The organism is Citrobacter sp. UYEF32 (assembly GCF_040546205.1).
GTDB classification, from domain to species: domain Bacteria; phylum Pseudomonadota; class Gammaproteobacteria; order Enterobacterales; family Enterobacteriaceae; genus Phytobacter; species Phytobacter diazotrophicus.
The window spans coordinates 360,309-383,275 of sequence record NZ_JBEPNI010000002.1 but is presented as its reverse complement, the minus strand read 5'-3'; the positions used below and the strand labels follow the sequence as shown (position 1 = coordinate 383,275).

At 50.7% G+C, this 22,967-nt stretch carries 21 protein-coding genes; 3 read left to right on the top strand and 18 right to left on the bottom strand.

Annotated features, from left to right (window positions below):
• Nucleotides 1-112: 112 nt before the first annotated feature.
• The 12 genes from ABIB59_RS06070 to flhD all read right to left on the bottom strand — a co-directional run bounded on the left by ABIB59_RS06070 (nucleotide 113) and on the right by flhD (nucleotide 12,437).
• The gene (locus tag ABIB59_RS06070; protein ID WP_079496739.1) at nucleotides 113-1,090 is read right to left on the bottom strand and encodes a Csu type fimbrial protein; all 978 of its coding nucleotides are present in this window, start codon (nucleotides 1,088-1,090) and stop codon (nucleotides 113-115) included.
• Nucleotides 1,090-3,486, bottom strand: coding sequence for a fimbria/pilus outer membrane usher protein (locus tag ABIB59_RS06065; RefSeq protein ID WP_354034441.1), 2,397 nt, complete (start codon nucleotides 3,484-3,486; stop codon nucleotides 1,090-1,092). The genes ABIB59_RS06070 and ABIB59_RS06065 overlap by 1 nt, the downstream gene beginning before the upstream one ends.
• Nucleotides 3,465-4,220 (bottom strand): fimbrial biogenesis chaperone, encoded by a 756-nt coding sequence (locus ABIB59_RS06060; RefSeq protein ID WP_335257307.1) that lies wholly within the window; start codon nucleotides 4,218-4,220, stop codon nucleotides 3,465-3,467. The genes ABIB59_RS06065 and ABIB59_RS06060 overlap by 22 nt, the downstream gene beginning before the upstream one ends.
• A gap of 13 nt (nucleotides 4,221-4,233) precedes the next feature.
• On the bottom strand, nucleotides 4,234-4,716 hold the full coding sequence (locus ABIB59_RS06055) for a Csu type fimbrial protein (RefSeq protein ID WP_354034952.1): 483 nt from the start codon (nucleotides 4,714-4,716) through the stop codon (nucleotides 4,234-4,236).
• An 88-nt stretch (nucleotides 4,717-4,804) separates the two neighbouring features.
• Nucleotides 4,805-5,377, bottom strand: a complete 573-nt coding sequence (locus ABIB59_RS06050; protein WP_039078684.1) for a spore coat protein U domain-containing protein — start codon at nucleotides 5,375-5,377, stop codon at nucleotides 4,805-4,807.
• Between the two features lie 456 nt (nucleotides 5,378-5,833).
• Nucleotides 5,834-6,400, bottom strand: a complete 567-nt coding sequence (locus tag ABIB59_RS06045) for a Csu type fimbrial protein (protein WP_354034438.1) — start codon at nucleotides 6,398-6,400, stop codon at nucleotides 5,834-5,836.
• A gap of 534 nt (nucleotides 6,401-6,934) precedes the next feature.
• Nucleotides 6,935-7,438 (bottom strand): chemotaxis protein CheW, encoded by a 504-nt coding sequence (gene cheW, locus ABIB59_RS06040; RefSeq protein WP_039078682.1) that lies wholly within the window; start codon nucleotides 7,436-7,438, stop codon nucleotides 6,935-6,937.
• Nucleotides 7,439-7,461: 23 nt separating this feature from the next.
• Nucleotides 7,462-9,537, bottom strand: a complete 2,076-nt coding sequence (cheA, locus tag ABIB59_RS06035) for a chemotaxis protein CheA (RefSeq protein ID WP_071194628.1) — start codon at nucleotides 9,535-9,537, stop codon at nucleotides 7,462-7,464.
• Between the two features lie 4 nt (nucleotides 9,538-9,541).
• Complete coding sequence (motB, locus tag ABIB59_RS06030) at nucleotides 9,542-10,495, bottom strand: flagellar motor protein MotB (protein ID WP_039078680.1); 954 nt, start codon at nucleotides 10,493-10,495, stop codon at nucleotides 9,542-9,544.
• Nucleotides 10,492-11,379 (bottom strand): flagellar motor stator protein MotA, encoded by an 888-nt coding sequence (motA, locus tag ABIB59_RS06025; protein WP_039078679.1) that lies wholly within the window; start codon nucleotides 11,377-11,379, stop codon nucleotides 10,492-10,494. The genes motB and motA overlap by 4 nt, the downstream gene beginning before the upstream one ends.
• 126 nt (nucleotides 11,380-11,505) lie before the next feature.
• Complete coding sequence (flhC, locus tag ABIB59_RS06020; protein WP_039078678.1) at nucleotides 11,506-12,084, bottom strand: flagellar transcriptional regulator FlhC; 579 nt, start codon at nucleotides 12,082-12,084, stop codon at nucleotides 11,506-11,508.
• A gap of 2 nt (nucleotides 12,085-12,086) precedes the next feature.
• Nucleotides 12,087-12,437, bottom strand: a complete 351-nt coding sequence (flhD, locus tag ABIB59_RS06015; RefSeq protein ID WP_039078677.1) for a flagellar transcriptional regulator FlhD — start codon at nucleotides 12,435-12,437, stop codon at nucleotides 12,087-12,089.
• Nucleotides 12,438-13,216: 779 nt separating this feature from the next.
• On the opposite strand from flhD, the gene uspC reads away from it, so the two are divergent.
• A complete protein-coding gene (uspC, locus tag ABIB59_RS06010; RefSeq protein ID WP_169039603.1) occupies nucleotides 13,217-13,642 on the top strand; it encodes a universal stress protein UspC in 426 nt (141 codons plus the stop codon).
• Nucleotides 13,643-13,671: 29 nt separating this feature from the next.
• On the opposite strand, the gene otsA is transcribed toward uspC, so the two are convergent.
• From otsA to ABIB59_RS05980, 6 genes are all read right to left on the bottom strand, one after another.
• Nucleotides 13,672-15,096, bottom strand: a complete 1,425-nt coding sequence (gene otsA / locus ABIB59_RS06005) for an alpha,alpha-trehalose-phosphate synthase (RefSeq protein ID WP_071194629.1) — start codon at nucleotides 15,094-15,096, stop codon at nucleotides 13,672-13,674.
• Complete coding sequence (otsB, locus tag ABIB59_RS06000; protein ID WP_107223009.1) at nucleotides 15,071-15,877, bottom strand: trehalose-phosphatase; 807 nt, start codon at nucleotides 15,875-15,877, stop codon at nucleotides 15,071-15,073. Before otsB ends, otsA begins: the two co-directional genes overlap by 26 nt.
• A 188-nt stretch (nucleotides 15,878-16,065) precedes the next feature.
• The gene (araH, locus tag ABIB59_RS05995; RefSeq protein WP_039078673.1) at nucleotides 16,066-17,052 is read right to left on the bottom strand and encodes an L-arabinose ABC transporter permease AraH; all 987 of its coding nucleotides are present in this window, start codon (nucleotides 17,050-17,052) and stop codon (nucleotides 16,066-16,068) included.
• A 14-nt stretch (nucleotides 17,053-17,066) separates the two neighbouring features.
• Nucleotides 17,067-18,581, bottom strand: coding sequence for an L-arabinose ABC transporter ATP-binding protein AraG (araG, locus tag ABIB59_RS05990; protein WP_039078672.1), 1,515 nt, complete (start codon nucleotides 18,579-18,581; stop codon nucleotides 17,067-17,069).
• A 70-nt stretch (nucleotides 18,582-18,651) separates the two neighbouring features.
• A complete protein-coding gene (locus tag ABIB59_RS05985) occupies nucleotides 18,652-19,641 on the bottom strand; it encodes an arabinose ABC transporter substrate-binding protein (RefSeq protein ID WP_039078671.1) in 990 nt (329 codons plus the stop codon).
• 317 nt (nucleotides 19,642-19,958) lie between these two features.
• Entirely contained in the window at nucleotides 19,959-20,516 is a 558-nt protein-coding gene (locus ABIB59_RS05980; protein ID WP_354034433.1) for a DJ-1/PfpI family protein, read from the bottom strand.
• 392 nt (nucleotides 20,517-20,908) lie between these two features.
• Between ABIB59_RS05980 and ABIB59_RS05975 the strand changes: the two genes are divergently transcribed.
• Together ABIB59_RS05975 and ABIB59_RS05970 are read left to right on the top strand one after the other, a co-directional pair.
• Nucleotides 20,909-21,355: a ferritin-like domain-containing protein gene (locus ABIB59_RS05975; RefSeq protein WP_125124983.1), complete on the top strand. Its 447-nt coding sequence runs from the start codon at nucleotides 20,909-20,911 to the stop codon at nucleotides 21,353-21,355.
• Between the two features lie 213 nt (nucleotides 21,356-21,568).
• Nucleotides 21,569-22,912: an anaerobic C4-dicarboxylate transporter gene (locus tag ABIB59_RS05970; RefSeq protein ID WP_039078669.1), complete on the top strand. Its 1,344-nt coding sequence runs from the start codon at nucleotides 21,569-21,571 to the stop codon at nucleotides 22,910-22,912.
• Nucleotides 22,913-22,967 lie beyond the last annotated feature (55 nt).

The window sequence follows — 22,967 nt, the reverse complement described above, 5'->3', positions numbered from 1 at the left end:
GTGTTATCGGCAAGGGGCTATAGAACTTTACATTTGCGAAAGGGAATTAAACCGTCTCAATATTAACCGTAGAAATCTCCTTCGTCTGGAATGTTAAAAAGCGATAACTCAACTAAAAAGCGAGATCGATAAGTAATGTGTCACTGTATGTTCCTCCCGGTGGGGTCGTCTGATTCGGCATGACCTGCGCCGTATAGTTATAGGTGCGTAACGTGCCATCGGTGCTGATCGATGAAGACGTCCCACTGGACCAGCGCTCCGCCCCCGCAGCCCCCCAACGGGATGATGTGCTGCCTTTATAGATTTCATAACTCAGCCGATTTGAACCGTTTGCCATCTGCCGTACCGTCCCATTGGCATTGTTGCCATTATTGATACCAATGGTATAGGCATACCCTTTAGTGCAGGTCACGCTAATCGATTGTGAAATGGCGGGGAACGCCTTCGCGATTGGCGCACTGCCGAAATTGACATTAGGTGCTGAAATCGCAGTGCAATCGTTGGTCACTGTCATGCTTACCGTAAGATTCAGCGCCAGGTTACCGCTTTGCAACTGCGTACAACCGGTTAAAATGGTCCCCACCGCGCATATGTTGTAGTAGAGACTCAGGTTTAACGTCCCCGCATAGGGGCCAGCCGAAACGCTTTGACCGGTCACAGTGCGTAAAAAGAGTGGCAGCGTATAGCGCTTCGATCCCAGTACCGTCAAAAGAAAAGTGCCATTCCAGGTATAGCCAGCCCCACCGTTCGTGACTTCGCCCGACGAACAGCCAGACACACCGCATAATTTCACCGGGATGGAATCCGTCACTGTTAAATCATCGGTACGCTTCATCGCCCCACGACTGGCAACCAGCGTTGAGGCACCTGTCATAGTGAGTGTTGCGTAGTCATTTGTCAGAAGCGACAGCGCGGAGTCGCAATCAAGATAGATATTGGTAGACACCGGTTGCTCGGCGCTATTGAGGGTAAAAGATGTCACTGACGTGCCAAATGACGGGCTGTTATTGGATAAACTGGCGGTACAGGCAGCCCAAACCTGTGCGCTCGTTCCCGACAGTAATAACAGCATTAACAGGATACGACGCATCAGTTGCTCCTCTTACACATAAGCGGGCCGTACGTTTCCAGCTTATGCTCTGGGTTGGCATTCAGGGTCAGGTTAGCGGTGCAGCGTGTGTCATCGGGTAACCGGACATTAAGCACACTGACTTCATCCAGATTTTCCAGCCAGGCAATACCGTCATAGCCCACAATCGCCGTCGGTTTGCCCTGGCGACTCACTTCACTGGTGAGCGGTAACGGATTGTTTTGCTCATCATGCAGGATCACACTCGCCACCCGCTCGCGCACCATCGGAAATTCCACCAGATAGCCTGAGTAACGACGCAGAGCAAGCCGCCGCTCGGTCTCAATGATCTGCGTGTCGGCGGGTAAATTCAGGGTGTCAATGCTGTAATTGGCCGGATAATACGAGGACACGCCGCTTATGAGCAGGTAGCCATTTTTATTCGTTTTTCCAATGAGTTGATTTTCATAATTTACCGGAATTTCCGGCTCTCCCCCCGTACTCACGACCACGAAGGCATCATTGATTCTTTTGGCGAAGAAGAATTCGTTATCCATCAGTACCAGCGATCCCATCGCCTCCCCCCACCATGTCCGCATGTCGCTGTAGCCGTACATGCCCCCCTGCAATTCAACGTTGTTATTGCGCCAGCCGAGCGTTCCTTGTTGATAACTGTCGCCTTTGGTCTGTCGCGCCAGCGCCATATTCCAGCTCAAACCACCGTAAGAGGGCATCGAATGACCGTAGTTAATCCGCTGCGCCGTGCCCGCATCTGCAGTGTTATCCACGCTCAGAGACACGCTGTCCCGATCGCCGAGCGGAATTTGTACCGAGACTGCGGCGTTCCAGTCACCGCGCCCATTGTCACGGCTTGCCGAAACATAAATATTGCTGTCTCCCCACAGATTGCGGCTCCATGAGAGGTTAAGCAATTCAGTCTTGCTGTTGTCAAAATTGCGAACGCCAATCCATGCCGCGCCAATATTGCCAAAATCGCCGAGATTAAAAGAGAGTGAGTATTGGTCCGTTTTACGACTCAAACTGGCTATTGGCGGCGTGTTATTGTCATTGGGATGGTCGTAATAGTAGTTTTGTTCATACAGCGCCAGGTTGCCGAAACCGCGATCGCGACGGATATGCTGCGTGGCAATGCTGAACATACCGGTACTGTACTGATATCCCCAGTTCAATTGACTACCACTGTCGCCCCGCATCTGACTTTGCGTCCATGACGTATTCACCACCCCAAGACGCCACAATTTCGCGACAGCGCCCACGCCGCCCAGCGCCAGTTTCTGCGCCCCTTCCCCATGAGCCTCCAGCGTCAAATAATCTGTCAGGCCGTAGCGATAAGACGCACTTCCCACCATGGAGCCATAGTCGAAACTGTCGATACCGTAATTACGCCGCAGCCCCCCCAACGTTGTCGCACCATCACTGAGCCCCTCTTTAAGCAACTCGCTGGCTACATAAAACGGCATGGTGGTACTGACCTTGCGCCCTAACGCATCGGTGGTGACCAGTACTGCATTCCCTGCACCGTTTATATAAGGCAAATTGGTCAGGGTAAAAGGGCCTGGCTCAATTTGTTTCGACCCGGCGCGGTAGCCATTAATGAATACATCAACCGAGGTCGGAACCGCCGCCTCGCCGGAAAATGACGGAATGGGCCAGGTCACCAGATCAGGACGCAGTGAAAAGTCACGCCCATAGCTGATCCCCCCTACGCGTACGCTGTTACTCCAACTTAACGAGTCGGAAATCACATCCCCCACACTCCACTGGATAGCATTGTCTTCATCAGTCAAATGAAGGGTGGTGTCATAACGGGTATAACCATCCTGTTGCGCAGGTTGACCCGAAAGGCGGGAGATGGCTGTCCCGGTCGAGGAAAACGTCATATTTCCGGAGAAATAGCGAAACTCATGCCAAAGAGAAGCACGCGTACCGATATTTTCCGTGTTATTGGTGTAGACATCATAATTTAGCAGCGCGCCACGTCCATTGGGTAAGGGGCTACGTTGCTGTCCGCCATTGAACGCGGTAAACCGCTCCGGCAACCACCCATCAGGAACAAACAGCAATAGCCGCTGACGTTCGCTATCGTAGTCAGTGCGCACGTTGGGTAACGCTGACACGTTTACCTCTCCCTGAGGAATATAATCTGCGGATATTCCGCAACGCTGCAGATCGGCGCTGGCGACAAAATAAGCACTGCCACGTCGCGTCACCGGTACAACCTGTTGCGTATCATAATGATTTATGACCAGGTTTAGATGAAACACCACCTGTTCATTCACTACTTGTGCATCCGGCGGCGGCGGAAGTGTGTCATCGCCCTGCTGTGCTCTGACATTAGCCGAATTGCCTAGCAGCATGATCATCGCCGGGAAAATTACCTGGCGGGAGACTGCCATTCACTTTCTCTGGCATTGATTGTCGCTTTAAGCTCTACAGGGGCAGGCACCCCGGCAGGGAGCGGCCAGGAACGCGTTTCCCCAGGCAGGACATACCCCAGCAGTCCGTCAGCAATGACCCGTGTTTGCCCACCTTGTCGGGCGGAGACAGCCGTCAATCGAACATGCACATCACCCTGGTTACGTATCTGCAGCGCAGGTTTTCCATTTTCTCGTACGACTTGCCAACTGAGTTCGCGCGGATCCACCAGCGCATGGTTTGCACTCTCAGGATAAGTAGTAATCCCCTTGCCATAAATAAAGAGCGGGATGGAGTAACGCATTTGCAATTTGATACCCATCTGTCCCTGAGATGAGCCGGCTGGAGGAATTTCATCAACAATGATTCGGTATGCCTGTTCTGTGCCTGCGGGTATCTCCGTCTGTTTTATCAGGCGGATAAGCTGCTTAGTCCCTTTTTGTATGGTGACAATAGGCGGGCTGGCGACCACATCCGTCTGCGGTTGATAGCGCTCATCGCCACGCTCCTGGCGCCAACGGACGATACGCACCTGCATGGTTGCTGGCGTGTTGCCCTGGTTCTGGATCCACAACTCGGTGGCTTTATTCTCTGATCCTAACCAGGGATCGATCGGCCAGAGTAAGATTGTGGCTGCCGCATTGGCGTCTCCCACCGCAGTACACAGCATCATCATTAAACCTGCCGCCCTTGCGGCGCCGGAGGTGACGCTCATTTCCCTTCTCCCTTTACCATGTCAATGTCACAGTCAATTGATCAGAATATGTCCCCGCGGTGCCGAACGGGGACAGTTGCGCGGTGCCAAAGATGCTGAGCGCGATATTATTGGCATCGCTATAGGTGACTGACACCGACTGATTAACACCAATTTCTGTGTTTGCCGCCAACGAGCTACTGCGGTAAATGCGATACGGAACCCGCTGTGTTCCACCGTTTAGCTGCATATTGCGTACCGTTGAGTAATACATCCCACCATTGATGCTCATGGTTAAGGCAACACCCGGCGTGCAGGCGAGTGACATTCCGGCATTCGGTACAAAGCTGGTGGAGATCTGGCCGCTCTCCACCCCCGTATGAGTACCAAAATCAAGTGTACCCAAAACCCCACCGACGCCTCTCGTTACAGAACATCCGGGTGTAATGGTCGCGCCAACGGTAAAAGTTTGTTGCGTCACCGTGACGGCAACCGCAGGCCCTGGCAGTACACTCATGCTCAGCGATAGCCCAAAAATGGCGCGCAACACCCCGTGACTTCTCGCGAGAGAAGCGCACTTTCCTTCTGGTTGCATCATATTGACGCTAGTAGGTCACGCTCACGTTTAGGGTGTCCGTATAGGTCCCGGGCAATACCGTTACGCTGTTACCCCCGCCAGTAATGCGCCCATACAACGTGTAAGAATCCACTCCACCGCTGGTGGTGGTTCGCGGGATGGCGGCACCGTTAACGATCTCATTACTGAACGCGCTGTCGCTAAAAACGCTGTACGCCACCCCTTGCGTGTTCGTTGGCGTTGCGGAACGCAAATACCGTGCCACTGTACCCGGCGTTCCCACTGTGGTGCCTGGTGTTGCAGTATTGGTGTTGCCGGTTATCTGGACGGTATAGCTGGCGGTCGTGCATTGGATAGTGAACGAACTGCCGCCAGCGCCCGTGTTAGAAAGTTGAGTGGTCAATTGAGAAAATGTGGCGGGATTTGTACCGAAGTCCAGTGTACCGAAGTTGATACCGCTTTGAGAGGGAGAACCATTAATTAAACATCCGTTTGATAATGTCAACGTCGCCCCAATAATACCGTTACTGGTAACCGCATCGGCATTATTTACCGACAGCGTCACCAATCCAGTTAACAGGATAAGGCGTATTTTCTTCATATTATATCTCCGGGAAAGGCGAGCGTTCATCCAATATAAAAGAGCAACGTCATTAAAAACGGATGTGCGTAACTCAATATGAGTAATAAGAAAAATTTAGTTGATGTCCAACGCTTCGACCACTGAATATGACCAACGCCCCTAAAGGGTGCGTTAGTATATATTTTGATTGTTTTTCAACAGGTTAATTATAATGAAGCGTAACAAGAAAGATATATGAAAAGGATATATTAGCAATAATGTGATGAATATCACAATATATGGTATAACGTAAATTCACCATTAGCATATTTAAAATGCTTATTCGCACTGGTGAAACCACTGAAATTAAGCAGCGCTTAAACTTTAAAAAATAAGTTTATTCTTTATTAACTTTATTATGATGATCGACCATTTTTTAAAATAAAAAACCCATAACAAATGCAGGCATTAAAAAATGACTTCAACCAGTTAAAGTTAATAATTCACACTGACATAAATAGTATCGGAATAGTTACCCGGTGTAATCGCAGTATTTTTACCACCGCCGCGAATGCGGCCATACAGCGTATAATAATCCACACCGTCAACTGTCGACAGACGAGGAAGCGCTGTGTTATTGGCAATCTCGTTATTAAAATTACTGTCACTATAGAGACTGTAGGCAACGCCCTGGGTGCTATTACTGGCGCTTCGCAGATAGCGTGCCGTAGTTCCGGGTATACCAACAAGCGACGTGGGCGCCGTGGTGTTGGTATTACCGGTTATCTGTACACTGTAGCTATTGGTGGTGCACTGGATCCCAAATGCATTCCCACCTGGCCCGCTGTTCGACAGTTGCGTGGAGAGTTCGGAAAAGGTGGCGGAATGGTCGCCAAAATTGAGCGTACCGAAGGAAATACCATTCTGGCTGGCGGAACCATTAACCAGGCAGCCGTTCGTCAGCGTCAGGGATACGCCAAGGGTGCCACTGCTGCTTGCCGAAACCTTAACCGGTAACGCCAGCGGCAATATGCAGGCCAACAGAAACAGATATTTTTTCATAGTACAGTTCCGGAAAAAGCGCAGTTTATTCATCACGCAGTAACAATTAAAAAATTGCACTTCCATCGCTGCATAACATCGGGCATTCCTAAAATTGCATGTCACTGACAAATAAAAAATTATAAATATCTATGCTATTCAACAAATTAATGAAAGTTTCTTACAATTTGACGTAAGTTAGAATTCAAATAATTCAGTTGCGTAACAGATTCTATAATATAGGAAGTTAAGCCGAAAGAAAACATTATTTACGCACACTAAAACAAATTCAACGCTATGCTGCCATCTGTCTCTTTTAAAGAAACCCCATATACGTAATGCGTCATTATTCAGTAAATACAATGTGCCGTGTGTATTAACACGTAACATAACGGACATTCACATCATTTATCGTCAGGTATTTCTTTGCGTCGCTATATTTACGGTGATAAATACAGGAATCAGGACAGATGAATAAAAAACAAAAAGCGCGAGTGAATGGCAGGAAAGGAAAGAAACCCCCACGCGATGGCGCAGGGGTTTAAGGACGCGCGATTAGGCGACGTGGGTAGCTGCGATATCCAGCAGTGCCATCTCGTCGCTGTTCAGCAGTTTTTCGATGTTGACCAGAATCAGCATACGCTCACCCAGCGCGCCAAGACCTGTCAGGTACTCGGTGGACAGGGTAACCGCGAATTCCGGTGCCGGGCGGATTTGATCCGCAGCCAGCGACAGCACGTCAGATACGCCATCGACAACAATCCCAACCACGCGCTGACCAAAGTTCAGGACGATGACCACCGTGTTATCGTTGTATTCAACATCAACCTGGCAGAACTTCACGCGCAGGTCGACGATGGGCACGATGACACCACGTAAGTTAGTGACACCCTTGATAAAGTCAGGCGTGTTGGCGATACGGGTGACCTGGTCATAGCCACGAATCTCCTGCACTTTCAGAATGTCGATACCGTATTCTTCATCGCCCAGGGTAAATACCAGGAATTCCTGGCCCGATGGCTCGCCAGCCAGTTTTGTTACATTGCTCATACCGGTCATGTTTTTACCTTCTTTTAACTCAGTCAGGCGGCAGTGTGCGCCACACGTTGTTCACGGTTTAATCCCTGTAGTGCCGAAACATCAACAATCAGCGCAACGCTACCATCACCAAGGATGGTTGCCGCAGAAATTCCCGGCACTTTGCGGTAATTGCTTTCAAGGTTTTTCACTACTACCTGATGCTGACCAATCAATTGATCAACCAGCAATGCATAGCGACGACCGGCACTTTGCAGGATAACGACAATCCCCTGCGTAGCTTCGGTTTTCGCGCCATTAACATCAAATACTTTCCACAACTCTACCAACGGCAGGTACTCGCCACGCACTTCGAGTACGCGCTCGCCACCGGCCAGTGGGTGCAAATCTTCTTCGCGCGGCTGCAGTGATTCCATCACCGCGTTCAGCGGCAGAATGAACACTTCATCGCTCACTTTAACGGACATGCCGTCAAGGATTGCCAGCGTCAACGGCAGCAGAATGCGGATTGTGGTACCTGCGCCCTGACGTGATTTGATCTCAACGTGGCCGCCCATCTCCTGGATATTACGTTTCACCACGTCCATGCCCACACCACGCCCGGAGACATCGGTCACCTGCTCAGCGGTAGAGAAGCCCGGTGCGAAGATCAGCATGCCGACTTCTTCGTCGCTCATGTTTTCGTGCACTGGCATACCCTGCGATATGGCTTTTGCCAGGATACGTTCACGGTTCAGGCCTGCACCATCGTCGGTGACTTCGATGCAGATATTGCCGCCCTGATGTTCTGCGGAAAGGGTCAGGTTGCCAATCGGTGATTTACCCGCTGCAACGCGTTTTTCCGGAACTTCAATCCCGTGGTCAAGGCTGTTACGCACCAGGTGCGTTAACGGGTCAATGATTCGCTCAATCAGGCTCTTATCCAGTTCTGTCGAGCTACCTTGCAGGGTCAGTTCAACCTGTTTATCCAACTTGCTCGCGAGGTCACGCACCAGACGCGGGAAGCGGCTGAATACATATTCCATCGGCATCATACGGATAGACATGACCGATTCTTGCAGATCGCGTGCGTTACGCTGCAACTGCGTCATGCTGGTAATCAGGTCGCCGTGGGTGACCGGGTCAAGTTCGTTCGAGCGCTGAGCCAGCATCGACTGCGTAATAACAAGCTCGCCGACGAGGTTAATCAACTGGTCAACTTTCTCTACCGCAACACGGATACTGGTTGACTCACTGGCGCGGGCCGGTTTTTCACGACCTGCGGGTTGCTCTTTGGCGACCGCTTTCAGCGCCGCGACAGGTGCAGCCTGGACAACCGGGGCCGGGGCTGAAACCGGGGCCGCTGCTGCTTCTGGTGCGGCCTCTTCAACGGCTTCAACCGTTGCAGCTTCCGCAGACGCGGTTTCCGCAGGTACGCTGGCGTTTTCAAAGGCGATCTGGTCTGCTTCTATAACGAAGCACAGCACCGCAATGATATCATCCTGGCTTACACCGCCATCCAGCGTGACGCGTAAGGTATCCGTCCCTTTTACAACGTCGGTGAGCGTACCGAGGTTACCCAACTCTTCTTCCAGAAGGCTGACTTCGTTTTCTTTTAGACGCGACAGCACAATACGCAGCTTTCCGTCATCGGCTGGGCTCGCCGGAGCGGCAGCCTCAGCGTCCTGTGCGGCGCTTTCAACAACGGACAATTTGGCGCTATTGGCTGCAGCCGGAACAGCTTGCCCTTTGGCTTCCAACGCTAATTGACGCAACGCATTGCAGATATATTCAAAGCTGGCGGCATCTGGCTCCGTAGAGCTTTTATAGGCATCGAGCTGTTCCTGCATAATATCTTTGGTTTCCAAAAACAGGTTAATGATGTCAGTGTTGAGCTGCATTTCCCCACGGCGGGCTTCATCAAGCAGGTTTTCCATCAGGTGCGTGGTTTCCTGCAAAATGGTGAAGCCAAACGTGCCCGCACCGCCTTTAATAGAGTGGGCGGCACGAAAGATGGCATTGAGTTGTTCAGAGTCCGGCGCTTCTGGCACCAGATCTAACAAATGCTGCTCCATGTCGGCCAACAACTCGTCAGCTTCATCAAAGAACGTCTGATAAAAATCGCTAATATCCATGCTCACGCAATCACCTCGACTCGGGTTGTGGCGATGTTGTAACTGCCGCCGCAGGCGCGGATGCTGGCGCTGGCGCCGCTTCTGCCTCCGGCTGTGTAATGACGCTTATTGGCACATTCTGGCTTTCGGCGTTCTCATGCAGAATGGCTTCTTCTGCTTGTTTGTTTAGCACCAACAGGCTGATACGGCGGTTGATCGCCTCATTCGGTCCGCGCTCTGCCAGCCTCATTGTGGCTGCCATGCCAATGACTCGAAGCATTTTTCCATCGTCGAGACCCCCAACAACCAGTTCTCGTCGCGAGGCGTTTGCACGATCCGCTGAAAGCTCCCAGTTGCTGTATCCTTTCTCACCGTTGGCGTAGGGATAGTCATCGGTGTGTCCGGAAATGCTAATTTTGTTCGGAATACCATTCAGTACCGGTGCTATAGCCCGCAAAATGTCACGCATATAGGGCTCCACTTCTGCCCGGCCGGTTTTAAACATCGGGCGGTTCTGGCTATCGATAATCTGAATACGCAAACCTTCCTGAACAAGATCGATCTTGAGGTGCGGGCGTAAAGCACGCAATTTCGGATCGGCTTCGATCAGTTGGTCCAGATCGCCGCGCAATTTTTTCAGCCTTGCTTGCTCCATGCGTTGCTTGAGATCATCAATGTTCGGCTGTTTTTTAACTTCACCCTGCTGCTGTGTGTAGTCATCGCCACCGCCCGGAATCGGACTGTCGCTATTCGAAATTCTTGGTCCACCCGTTACCGCTGTTGCAAGGGGTGTACGAAAGTATTCGGCAATCTGAATCAGTTCTTTAGGGCTAGAAATTGAGATAAGCCACATAACCAGGAAAAAAGCCATCATCGCCGTCATAAAGTCGGCATAGGCTATCTTCCAGGAGCCGTGCGCTCCCCCGCCATGTCCTTTATGTTTCTTGCGTCTTACGACGACGATAGGATGGGACTGATTTTTCATGCGTCCTCAGTCGTTGTCTGTTGGTTAGGGTTTCTTACCGCGCGCACGTGTTCATCGAGTTCGACAAACGACGGACGTTCAGTTGAGTACAGCGTTTTACGCCCAAACTCGACGGCAATTGGCGGCGCGTAGCCGTTCAGATTCGACAACAGTGTGATCTTGACGCACTGCATCATTTTGGTGGTTTCGGCGCTTTTCTGACGCAACACGCTGGCCAGCGGAGAAATAAAGCCGTACGCCAACAAAATACCAAGGAAGGTTCCCACCATCGCGTGAGCAATGAGCGCACCAAGCTCCGCCGCCGGACGGTCCGCCGAGGCCAGTGCGTGAACCACGCCCATAACCGCCGCAACGATACCAAATGCGGGCAACGAATCCCCTACCGCCGCCAGGGCGTTGGCCGGGACTTCCGCTTCACTTTCGTGGGTTTCGATCTCTTCGTCCATCAGCGCTTCAATTTCGAAGGTGTTCATATTGCCGCTGATGATAAGACGCAGATAATCAACAATAAATTCGAGCATGGTGGCATCGGCAAGGATGCGCGGATAGCTGGCAAAAATCTCGCTCTCTTTCGGGTTTTCGATATCCCGTTCAAGGGAGAACATCCCCTGCTGGCGAGACTTCGCCATCAGCCGATAGAGCAGCGCCAGCAAATCCATGTACATACTTTTTGTGTATTTGGAGCGGCGAAACAGCAAAGGTAACGCCTTGATGGTGCCCTTGATGGCTTTACCATTGTTGCCGACGATAAACGCACCGATGCCAGCGCCGCCAATGATGATAAGCTCGGACGGTTGATAAAGTGCGCCAAGGTGCCCGCCGGTCATCATATACCCGCCAAGGACAGCACCCACAACCACTATGTAACCTAATACGATAAGCACGACATCATCCTTCCGCTAATGACTATGGCAAGGAAGACAAATCGCAGGGTTTTCACGAAAGGCAGGGAAAAAAAAAGCAGCGGTATAACTTCACCGCTGCTGGAGTTTGTCCCACACCTTGTTCGGTCAAACAGCCTGATCGATCTGTTCTTCCAGCAGTTGTGGAATAATATCGGCAGCATCCCGGGAAAGTTTACGTCTTTTTACCGCACGAGAAGGCGGCTGGCATAAACTACAGGCGAAACTGCCAACAGGCTGATGCGCGTGGGTGATAAAGTTACCACCACAGCAGTTACAGCGAGACAACTCCAGCATTCCGCTTTCCACGAAACGTACCAAAGTCCAGGCACGGGTCAGAGCCAGCAGTGGCCCTTCCTCAGGCTGAGGGCATTGTTCGAGATAGAGTCGATAGGCTTTAATTACCGCATCAACGCCGCTGCATAACCCGGTTTTTAGTAAGAATTGCCAGGCATTACAGAACATTGAAGCATGAATATTTTGCTCCCACGTCATAAACCAGTCGGTGGAGAATGGCAGCATACCTTTCGGCGGCGGGCTACCACGCAGCTCTTTATAAAGCTTGATGAGACGACCACGGCTCAGTTGCGTCTCACTCTCCAACATTTGCAAACGTGCGCCCAGCGTGATCAGTTCCATTGCTAACTGAATGTCGCGGGCTTCTTGAACAATACTTTTCTCGCTCATGATTACGCCCTTTTCTTCCGGGCTGGTTCACCTGCTTGGGTAGATTCATTCAGCAGACGAGTAGAGAGCAGAATGCCGGTATGGATTTGCTGTAAATCATCCACACGGGATTCCTGAGTCAGACGCGTAATGGTCTGATGGTTGTCAAAGCGGAACTGACAAATAACTTGATTTGTTTCAGCGAGCTTAACCATCTGTGGAAGAGTTAACTCTCCCAGCGTATTCGCCATTTCTTCGTTAACACCTAAGCGGAACATGGCGGACGCTTTGTCCTGACTAATTAAACGCTGAGCAAGGAGCAGATATGACAGATTGATGTCATAAATGTGTTTCAGCAACTCGGATGTATGCATTTTTCCCATCCCGAATAACCAACTTGTATCTTATGCGGACAAACCGCACCCCGTGATGTCGCCGGGAAAAAACCCGGTATAAAAAGAAAGGCTAAATGCATAACAGACTTAGGATCTCGTGCGGCAGGTCTCTCGCTCAAATGTTTTTACCTTGCCACACTCTTAATCATTTCTTACAAAGAACTAAGATTTTTCCTAATTCGACGCAACTGTACTCGTAGGTGCTGAGACATACAATGTGACCAGAGTGAAATTTTGGAAAAAATGTGATCCATGTCACATAATTTACGCGTTTCCTGGTAAGAAATCTATCAGTCCTGCTTCTGAATTGATTATTTTTTGTTCTAACAATCCATTTTTCTATTCTTTTAATGCGAATACTCATTCATATGACATATCGAAATACGGCGCAGTGGTCAGATGTGTACTATCTTTAGGCGTTTAAAACACGCAATTCGTCTCTAATAAAGAAACAATAATAAATAGCTTTATAAAACAAGAAATTAGAAATACAGCCACGCTTATTAATTGCCGCGCGGGATCATTTTAAATTTGTTAATCAGGACGATTAATAATTTAGGGATTTAACTTTAAATTCTTAAAATTTCGCTTAAGCACCTAATTCTAATTAAGATGATTAAACTTCAAACTGTCCATTTCATAAGATTAATTAATGAATATTTATGAGTTTCTTCACAAGTTTGTCATATTGGTCTATTGCTACGTTGGCGCAAACGGAGTAATGGTGATATGTGAACCTCATAGATAAGGAGCCAGTCATGGGCTACACGCATCTGTTGGTTGCGGTATCGGCCTCTCCGGAAAGCCACGCCCTGGTGGCAAAAGCGGTGTCAATAGCACGTCCGTTTCACTCCCGCTTAACCCTCATCACACTAACGTCCGATCCCGAAATGTATAACCAGCTTGCGGCACCGATGATGGAGAATGTGCGCGAGATTCTGCAGGAAGAGACGCAACAGTTTATGAATGACCTGGTCAGCCGCGCTGATTACCCCATTGAACAGGTGATTATTACCTCTGGTGAGCTCAGTGAGCACGTGCTGCATATCTGTCGTACACAGGGCGTCGACCTGGTTATCTGTGGGAATCACAATCAGAGTTTTTTTGCGCGAGCAGCCTGCTCCGCTAAAGCGATAGTCGGTTCGTGTAAAGTGGATGTCTTGCTGGTGCCATTAAGCGAATAACCCCTCCCGCGTAACGGAAGGGGCTCTTGTCAGGCCATTTTCGGGAAGGTCGCCACTTTGTTTTGCAGGCTACTGTGAGCACTACGTGGCGTGATGCGCTTTAAATCGCTTATAAACCGTTCTTGCCAGTGGTTGATATCATTTTGCTCAATCACCTTAAGCATTTCAGCATGGCGCGCGATACGCTCAGCCAGCGGCATCGTCAGTGCCCTGTCCATCGCGGCAGCTACATCATCCCGGTCGTAAGGGTTAACAATCAGCGCCGAGGTTAGCTCGTTTGCCGCACCGGCAAATTGCGACAGCACCAGTACGCCCGGGTTCGCAGGATCCTGCGCGGCAACATACTCTTTCGCGACCAGGTTCATCCCGTCTCGCAGTGGTGTGACCAGCCCGACTTCCGCGTATCTAAAGACTTTCATTAGCACTTTGCGATCAAAGTGCTGGTTCAGATAATAGAGCGGCGTCCAGCCAAGCTGACCATATTTCCCGTTAATGCGCCCCGCTTCCGTTTCCAGTTGATGACGAATGTCCTGATAGGCCTGTACTTCGCCACGCGAGGTCGGTGCGATTTGCGTATAGCGAATCTTGCCGTGATGCTGCGGATACTTCTCCAGCAGCGTTTCATAGGCGAGAAAACGCTCCGGCAACCCCTTGGAGTAATCCAGACGCTCAACGGAGAAGATATTCTTGACGTTTTTCAGCTCGTTTTTCAGTTGCGCCAGTTTGGGTGGCAACGGCCCCGAAGCCTGCTGGGCAATCTCTTTCGGTTCGATACCGATAGGGTAAACCTCGGTCTGGAACGTTTTGCCCCATGCGGTATGGTGCGTACCGCCACGTGTTGTCAGACGTGTTTGGGTAGACAGACAGTCAAGGAACGCCAGACGATCGCTCTCGGTCTGGAAACCCAGCAGGTCATAGTCACACAACTGCTCAAGCAGTTCGGCATTCGGCGGCAGCGCGTTGAAGATTTCCGGGGTCGGGAAAGGAATATGCAGGAAGAAACCAATACGGTTATTCACCCCACGCTTGCGCAATTCACTGGCAAAAGGCAGCAGATGGTAATCGTGGATCCACAGATTGTCGTCATCTTCTACCAGCGGTAATAACTTATCCGCCAACAGGGAATTTACCCGCTGATAGCCCTCCCATGCCTCACGCTGGAACTTCACCAGGTCCAGGCGATAATGGAAAGCTGGCCATAACACGGCGTTGGAAAATTGAGAATAATATTGCTCGTAATTCTCTTCGCTGAGGTTAAAGGAAGCCCATGTGATATTTCCACGCGAGACCTTTTTCAGCGGTGCATCTTCATCACCAATTTCACCACTCCAGCCGAACCATAATCCGCCCGTGGCTTTTAAAGCTCCCAGAATCCCTACGGCCAGCCCACCTGCGCTGGACTTTTTATCGTCAGGCGGAGCAATGCGATTAGATACTACGACTAAGCGACTCATAGCCATCTCTCCTGTTTGTTAGCGCCTTTTTTTCTTGTTCTTGATGGTCAGTTATACGTTTAAGCCACTGATGGACGTCATTCACACAACCCAAACGCCATTGCGCGTGAGTTGCACCAGCCCCTACTTTCACCGAAATACCTGATTTCGCGTTCACGACCTCAAAGCCGTGCTCATCCGTCAGATCATCGCCGATAAATACCGGTTTTCTGCCCTTAAACGGCGACTCCTGTAAAAACGCGTCTATAGCGGCACCCTTGTTGATGCCAGACGGTTTAAGTTCGATCACACATTTGCCTGGCTGCATCGCCAGTTGGCCCCAGGTCTCAACCATTTTACGTGCCAGAGCGAAGATTGCCTCTTCATGCTCCGGTGCCTGCCGATAATGCAGAGCGAACGCCATCCCCTTGCTTTCAAGCTCGGCACCCTTAAGTGCGGCCATTCCCGTAGTCAGTGCCTGTTCCAGCGGCTGGATGATCTCATCTGGCAACGTGACCCGGTGAGTTTGACCGTTGATATCGCGGCGCTCTGCCCCATGAACCCCGGCAAGGGGAAAACGGTAAGGCCTGGCAAGCTTGTCCAACTCTGCCATTGAGCGCCCTGAGATCAATGCCACCGCGCCATCATTCATTTCAGCAAGGCGTGCGAGCCGCTTGAGAACATCCGGCGGAACAAAAACCTGGTCAGGGTGAGGTTTGATTTCAGCGAGGGTTCCGTCAAGATCGAAGAAAAAAGCAAAATTTCCGGAAAAGACAGGCGGTTCAGATAACAGGTCAGCCACCCTGGTTTCCTCCTTAATGGTCAACGGTGAAAGGTCTCATACGATAACCTTTCATTATCATTAGCCATGTAAGTATAGACAGTGTGACGCTGCTCGCCATTTTATGCATAACCCATCAACCATTCTGGCGGTTGATGGGTTACTGGAGGTATGCTTAAAGATCAATCATCATAGCGATGACAGGAGGATTACACAGTTCTTTTAGCCTTCTGTTTGTAGCGGTCAAAAATCACCGCAGCCAGCAAGATCAAACCACGCACCACATACTGGGCAAACGGCGAGATGTTCAGCAGGTTCATCGCATTCTCTACCGTCCCCAGAATCAGGATCCCGGCGACCACGTAAGAGATTTTACCGATACCGCCTTTCAGCGAAACCCCACCCAGCACGCAGGCCGAAATCACAATCAGCTCATAACCGATAGAGGTCATCGGCTGACCGCTTGTCATACGCGAGGCCAGGATAATCCCTGCCGCCGCGGATACCAGCCCGGACAGAACAAAGATAATGATTTTCGTGCGCACCACGGGTACGCCCGCCAGACGCGCCGCTTCTTCATTGCCGCCAATGGCCAGCGTGTTTCGACCGAACGTCGTTTTGTTTAGCAGGAAGCCAAACACGATAAGGCAGGCGACAGTCAGCCAGATTGGCGCAGGCAGCCCCAGCCAGTTGGCATAACCAAGCGTAAAGAAGCTCTCGTCTTCAATACCGACCGCTTTACCATCAGAAATGATATAAGCCAGCCCGCGCACAATTTGCATCGTGGCAAGGGTCGTGATCAGGGCGTTAATTTTCAGCCGGGCAATCACAAAACCGTTAATAAACCCGCTCACCACGCCCAGCATCAGGCCAGCAAATACGCCCAGCCACAGGCTACCTGACATGTTGATCACCACAGCGGTGGTAACACCAGCACAGGCGATGACGGATGCAACCGAAAGGTCGAAGTCACCGGAGGCCAGACAGAACAACATCCCGCAGGCCACCATACCGGACATGGAGATTGCAAGCCCCAGCCCTTTCATGTTCACAAACGAGGCGAAGTTCGGCACAAAAACGGCGCAGCCGATAAACAGTGCGGCAAACACCACCAGCATACCGAACTGATCCCAGATGCGGCCCAGGCTAAAGGCCGATGGCGACTTCGGTGCGCCAGAAGAAGTTACAGATGACATCATATTCTCCTTGCTCAGGCGACAGCCTGGCTAACTTTAGGCATCGCGAGGCTGAGCGCTCGCTGTTCATCGGCCTGACCATGAAGCAATTCACCGGCAATTTCGCCTTCGCGCATCACCACGATGCGGTCGGCGACGCCAAGGACTTCCGGCAGGTCGCTTGAGGCAAACAACACCGCTACACCACGGGCTGCCAGCGCATAGATAACGTTATAGATTTCATGCTTGGCCCCCACATCAATCCCGCGAGTGGGTTCATCGAGCAAAATGACCTTCATCTCTTCCGATAACCAACGTCCCAGAATGGCCTTCTGCTGATTACCACCGGAAAGATTCATAATTAACTGGTCGGCACTGGGCGTTTTGATATTCAGGCTACGAATATGATGCTCGGCGTTCTGCGCCTCCCAGCCGTTATTGATCAAACACCCTGCATGGATAAACTTACGCCGGGCGCTGATATTGATATTCTCCTGTACGGAGTGGACGGGAATAATCCCTTCTGCTTTACGGTCTTCCGGGCAGAGCATCATACCGGCGCGAATGGCATGGGATGGTTTCTGGATATTAACCTCAGCACCGTCAATAAAGACTTTCCCTTCGGTAATTCGCGTACCGCCGAACAAACCTTTCATTAACTCGCTGCGCCCTGCCCCTACCAGACCGAACAGACCAACAATCTCGCCGCTGCGTACCGTCAGGCTAATCGGTGTGCGAACACCGGGCGCTTTAACCTGATCGAGGCGTAGCCGTTCATCGCCATAGTCGCGCGGCTGCCAGCCGTAGATGTCGCCCAGGTCACGGCCAACCATCGCCTGTACTAGCTGGTCATGGTTAACCTGCTGCATGTCCGTGAACGTACGGACATAACGTCCATCTTTAAACACGGTAATGGCATCGCTGAGGGCGAAGATCTCTTCCATGCGGTGCGAAACATACAAAATGACGCGCCCTTCTTTGCGCAGCTCACGAATAACCCTGAACAGGTTTTCGATTTCGCGCGCCGACAGTGAGCTTGTCGGTTCATCAAAGGCAATAACTTTGGCGTTACGTGCCAGCGCCTTCGCGATTTCGACCATCTGCCACTGGCCGATGGAGAGATATTTGAGCGGCGTCTGTGGATCAATATCCAGCCCCAGATGCTTGAGTTGCAGACCCGCTTCATAATTAAGGAGTGAGCGGTTAACGATCCCGCTTTTATGGGGTAACTGGCCGAGATAGATATTCTCCGCCACCGTCATTTCCGGTACCAGATGCAGTTCCTGGTAGATGATAGCCACACCGGCATTGAGCGCCGCCGTGGTATCCGCGAAGCTAACTTCCTGTCCTTTAATTGCCAGCGTACCGGTCGTCGGTGCGTAATTACCGCTGAGAATTTTCAACAGGGTCGACTTACCCGCGCCATTCTCCCCCATCAACGCGTGGACCTGACCGGCATGACAGTCAAAGCTGATATCGCTCAGGGCCTTGACGCCGGGGAACGTCTTGCCGATGCCGCGGAAGGAAAGATAAGGAGTAGAGTCTTGCATAACGTCTCCGTGAATCAGTTCAGTGTACTTCTGGCCCTCCCTGATAAGGGAGGGCACAACCATCAGAGATTTACTTCACGCCTAACCCTTTTTTCGCCAGCTCTTCTTTGAAGTTATCGCGAGTGATCAGCACCACATCGGTAACCGCAGTGAATTTCGGCGGCTCAACACCTTTGGTCACCCAGTTGTAGAGCAGCTCGCTGGTTTTATAGCCATGCACATCCGGGCTTGGCAGCAGAGAACCGTAGAAGCCGGTCGCCTGCGCTTTCGACAGCTCGCTCACCGCGTCCACACCGTTAATACCAATGCCAATCACATCCGCAGCTTTAAAGCCCTGGCCTTCGGTTGCACGCACGCCGCCCAGGACGGTGTTATCGTTCATACCCAGCACCAGCCAGTGTTTCACTTCCGGATGTTGCACCAGCAGAGAGTTACCGGCATCAAACGCACCGGGGATATCGTTTGATTTTGTCGGTACCTGGTAAATTTGTTTTTCCGGGAAGCCCGCGGCTTTCAGCGCATCCATTGAACCGGTGGTACGGCGACGTGCGGTATCCAGTTCATTGGCCGTGATCGCCATAACGCCGGTCGTTTTCACATCCCAGCCGCGTTTTTGCATCTCTTTGTACAATTCCTGACCCTGACGCGCGCCGATTTCGCTGGCGGCCATCATGACCAGAGGAACGGAGGTCATCGGTTCGCCTTTGGCGTTAACGAACTGATCATCCACGGTAATGACTTTCATGTCATAACCGCGCGCTTTAGCAACAATCGCGGAACCCAATTTCGGGTCCGGCGTACAGATAACGAAGCCTTTTGCGCCGCTCGCTGCCAGACTGTCGATGGCGTTCAGTGTTTTTTCGCCATCCGGAACGGCGATTTTAATCACCTCAAACCCTAAATCCTTGCCCGCCTTATCGGCGAATTTCCATTCAGTCTGGAACCAGGGTTCTTCAGGTTGTTTTACCAAAAAACCCAGTTTCATTGTTTCAGCAATAGCGGATTGTGACATAACGGCGGCAAGGCCAATGGCTGCTAACGCTTTAGTGAATTTGTGCATGGTTAACTCCAGCTTTGACTTTCTTTTACGTAGGGAAAAATAACTACCGGTTAACTTAAAAGGTCATAAAACAAGGCATTAGGATCCGTGCTTCCCTGGATACCTGTGCTGGCAGTAGTTTTAGCGGGAAATTGATTCTCCATAGGAGAGCAATATCACACCGCAGAATTACAGTAATTCCGTACATAAATTCAGCGGATTAAGACATAAAAATGGGCGTATTTGTCGTACAAATCAGAAGGGTATTAGCAGGATAATCCATAGCTCCAGCTCGGTTATCCTTGTCCCCCGATACAAGGTGTATCGGGGTGTACAAGTTACCAATGGTAATAAATATGATCTGCGTGATCGCGCACGGGGGTTTCATCGCCCAGCAAGCGTGTCGACAGGGCAAACGCAAAATCAAACGCGTGGCCAAGACCTTTGCCGCTTAACAGATTGCGGTCTTCCACCACCGGGGCATCAACGTACTCGCCGTTTCGAACCCCTTGCCACAAATCGCCGGAGCAGACGTAGCGGCGGCCATCCAGCAGGTCATTGCCGCCGAGCACTCTTGCGGCCGCGGAGCAAATCGGGCAAATCAGCCTGTTCTGCGCATCGTGATGCTTAACAAATGCGATAACTTCTGTGTTCGCGGCAAGGTTAACACTGCCCTGTGGGCCACCCGGAAGCACCACGGCGTCGTAAAGTGTGTCAGCACGCTCGCTCAGCGTGCTGTCTGCCACCATCGGAATATTGTGATAGCTCACTACCGCACGTGATTGTGCGCAGGCCAGCGTTTCAACCTCGATATTCAGGCGACGCAGAATGTCGATGGTAATAATCGCCTCTGCCTCTTCAAACCCTGGCGCTAACAACACCGCCACTTTTTTCATTGCCTACTCCTTACCCTGTTGTTGTCATCAATTGTCCATACATTAAATCAAAACAGTGTTTCAAAATCATTCTTAAGTCACATTCTTGCCGCCAGGTGGGCGCAAGCCGTCACTTTTCAGGTAACCAGAGAAACTGCAGGCTTTTGAAAGATAGGTTTATTTGCCTGTCGGAATAAGTGCACCCTCTGTAAGAGAAAACGAATATTTATGACTGAATAAAACTATCATCCACATGTCATATGGGCGAAATGAACAATAACGTAATATAACTTAGGATACGCTTCTTCCTCTGTAATCCTTATGCAACTCACGTTGAGGCAGATGGATACCTGAATGGTTTGCCGTATTAATTTAACACGTGCAAAAACTTACTCTGTAATAAGGATATTATTATGATGACCTCTGTAATGACGCAGAAATTGAATACTCAGATGAATCTTGAGTTTCATGCGTCACATCTTTATATCTCTCTTGGCAACGGGTGTATGACGCGTAACCTTCCTGCTATGGGGGTGTTTCTGCGCATTCAGGCGCAAAAAAGTGTGACGCGAATGATGCAACTGTTCGAATATATTAAGGCATCAGGGACCTGGCCGGTTATTAAGGCGGTTGATATGGTGGACAATAATTTTGTCTCTGTTGAGGATGTTCTAAAGCAACTCATGGAAAACCAGGCTCTGCGTATCTGTGCACTGGAATGTCTGGCCGAAGAGATCGCCTTGGACAGTAATATGGCCACTCTCGAACTCATAAACAACATTCGCGCAGAATATCAAAACAATAACGAAGAATTAAAAAACATTCTCACTATTCAGTATTCCGCTTCCATTGCCTGTTAATTTTTCCGCGCTCCCCCTTCCTGTCGTCAGTCGATGTTTAATCCCCCCACCGACTGACCCATTACTTTGCCAGGGTATGAATTATTTGTTAATAAAAAGTATATAAGTTATTGCTTTTATTAATTTTGCTCAAATTGGATCTGGCTCTCATTGAGAGACGTTACAAAATGTAATGATCTATTCAATGTATTAATGTCCAGGACAAGGTGAGTCATGATTACCATTGAATTTATCATTATAATTCTCTGTTTATTAATAGGGACACGTTTTGGCGGGATGGGGCTGGGTTTAATCAGCGGTATTGGTCTTTTTCTCCTGAGTTTTGTATTTGGTCTGGAGCCGGGCAAGCCGCCGGTTGATGTTATGCTCACGATTCTTGCCGTTATTGGTTGCGCGGCTACGCTGCAAACCGCAGGCGGTCTGAACGTGATGATGCAATTTGCGGAGCGGTTATTACGTCGCCATCCCCAACATATTACGTTGCTGGCACCGTTCACCACATGGACATTGACGTTTCTCTGCGGTACCGGGCATGTGGTCTACACCATGTTTCCTATCATCGCCGACATTGCGCTTAAGAAAAATATCCGCCCGGAACGTCCGATGGCCGTGGCTTCTATTGCCTCGCAGATGGCGATTACCGCATCGCCGGTCTCCGTTGCCGTCGTGTCGCTGGTCTCCATTCTTGCCGCGCAGCACGGCATTGGTCACGCCTGGAGTATCCTTGAAATACTGGCCGTCTCTGTTCCGGCCTCGCTGTTCGGGGTCGCTATCGCCGCGCTGTGGAGCCTGCGCCGTGGTAAAGATCTGGCAGACGACAAAGAATTCCAGGAAAAATTAAAAGATCCGAAACAGCGTGAATTCATTTATGGCAGTAGCGAAACACTGATGAATCAGCGCTTCCCCAAAGAGGCCTACTGGTCAACGTGGATCTTTTTTGCCGGTATCCTGGTCGTGGTATTACTCGGCGCACTCCCGCAATTGCGCCCGGCTTTCGACGTAAAAGGTAAACTTTCCCCCCTCTCCATGAACCTGGTCATTCAGATGATGATGCTGATTGCCGGTGCCGTGATGCTGATGGTCTGTAAGGTCAACGCTTCTGCTATATCAGGCGGTGCGGTATTCAAAGCGGGAATGGTGGCTATTTTCTCGGTGTTTGGTGTTGCATGGATGAGTGATACTTTTTTCCAGGCACATCTGAACGAACTGAAAATGGCGCTGGAAGGGGTCGTGAAAAGCCATCCGTGGACCTACGCTATCGTGCTGTTCCTCGTCTCGAAACTGGTAAACAGCCAGGCCGCCGCACTGACCGCCGTTGCGCCAATGGGTCTGATGCTGGGCGTTGAACCCAAAATGTTGATCGCCTTCTTCCCGGCCTCGTACGGCTATTTTGTTCTGCCGACCTACCCGAGTGACCTGGCCTGTATCGGCTTTGACCGCTCAGGCACCACGCGTATCGGCAAATTTATCATTAACCACAGCTTTATCATTCCGGGTCTGATTGGCGTGAGTTGCGCCTGTGCTGCCAGCTACATGTTGGTCTCGGCTTTCTTCTGATAGCAAAAAGCGGCGAAGATCGCCGCTTTTATCACCCTTCCGCCTTTTGTTGCGG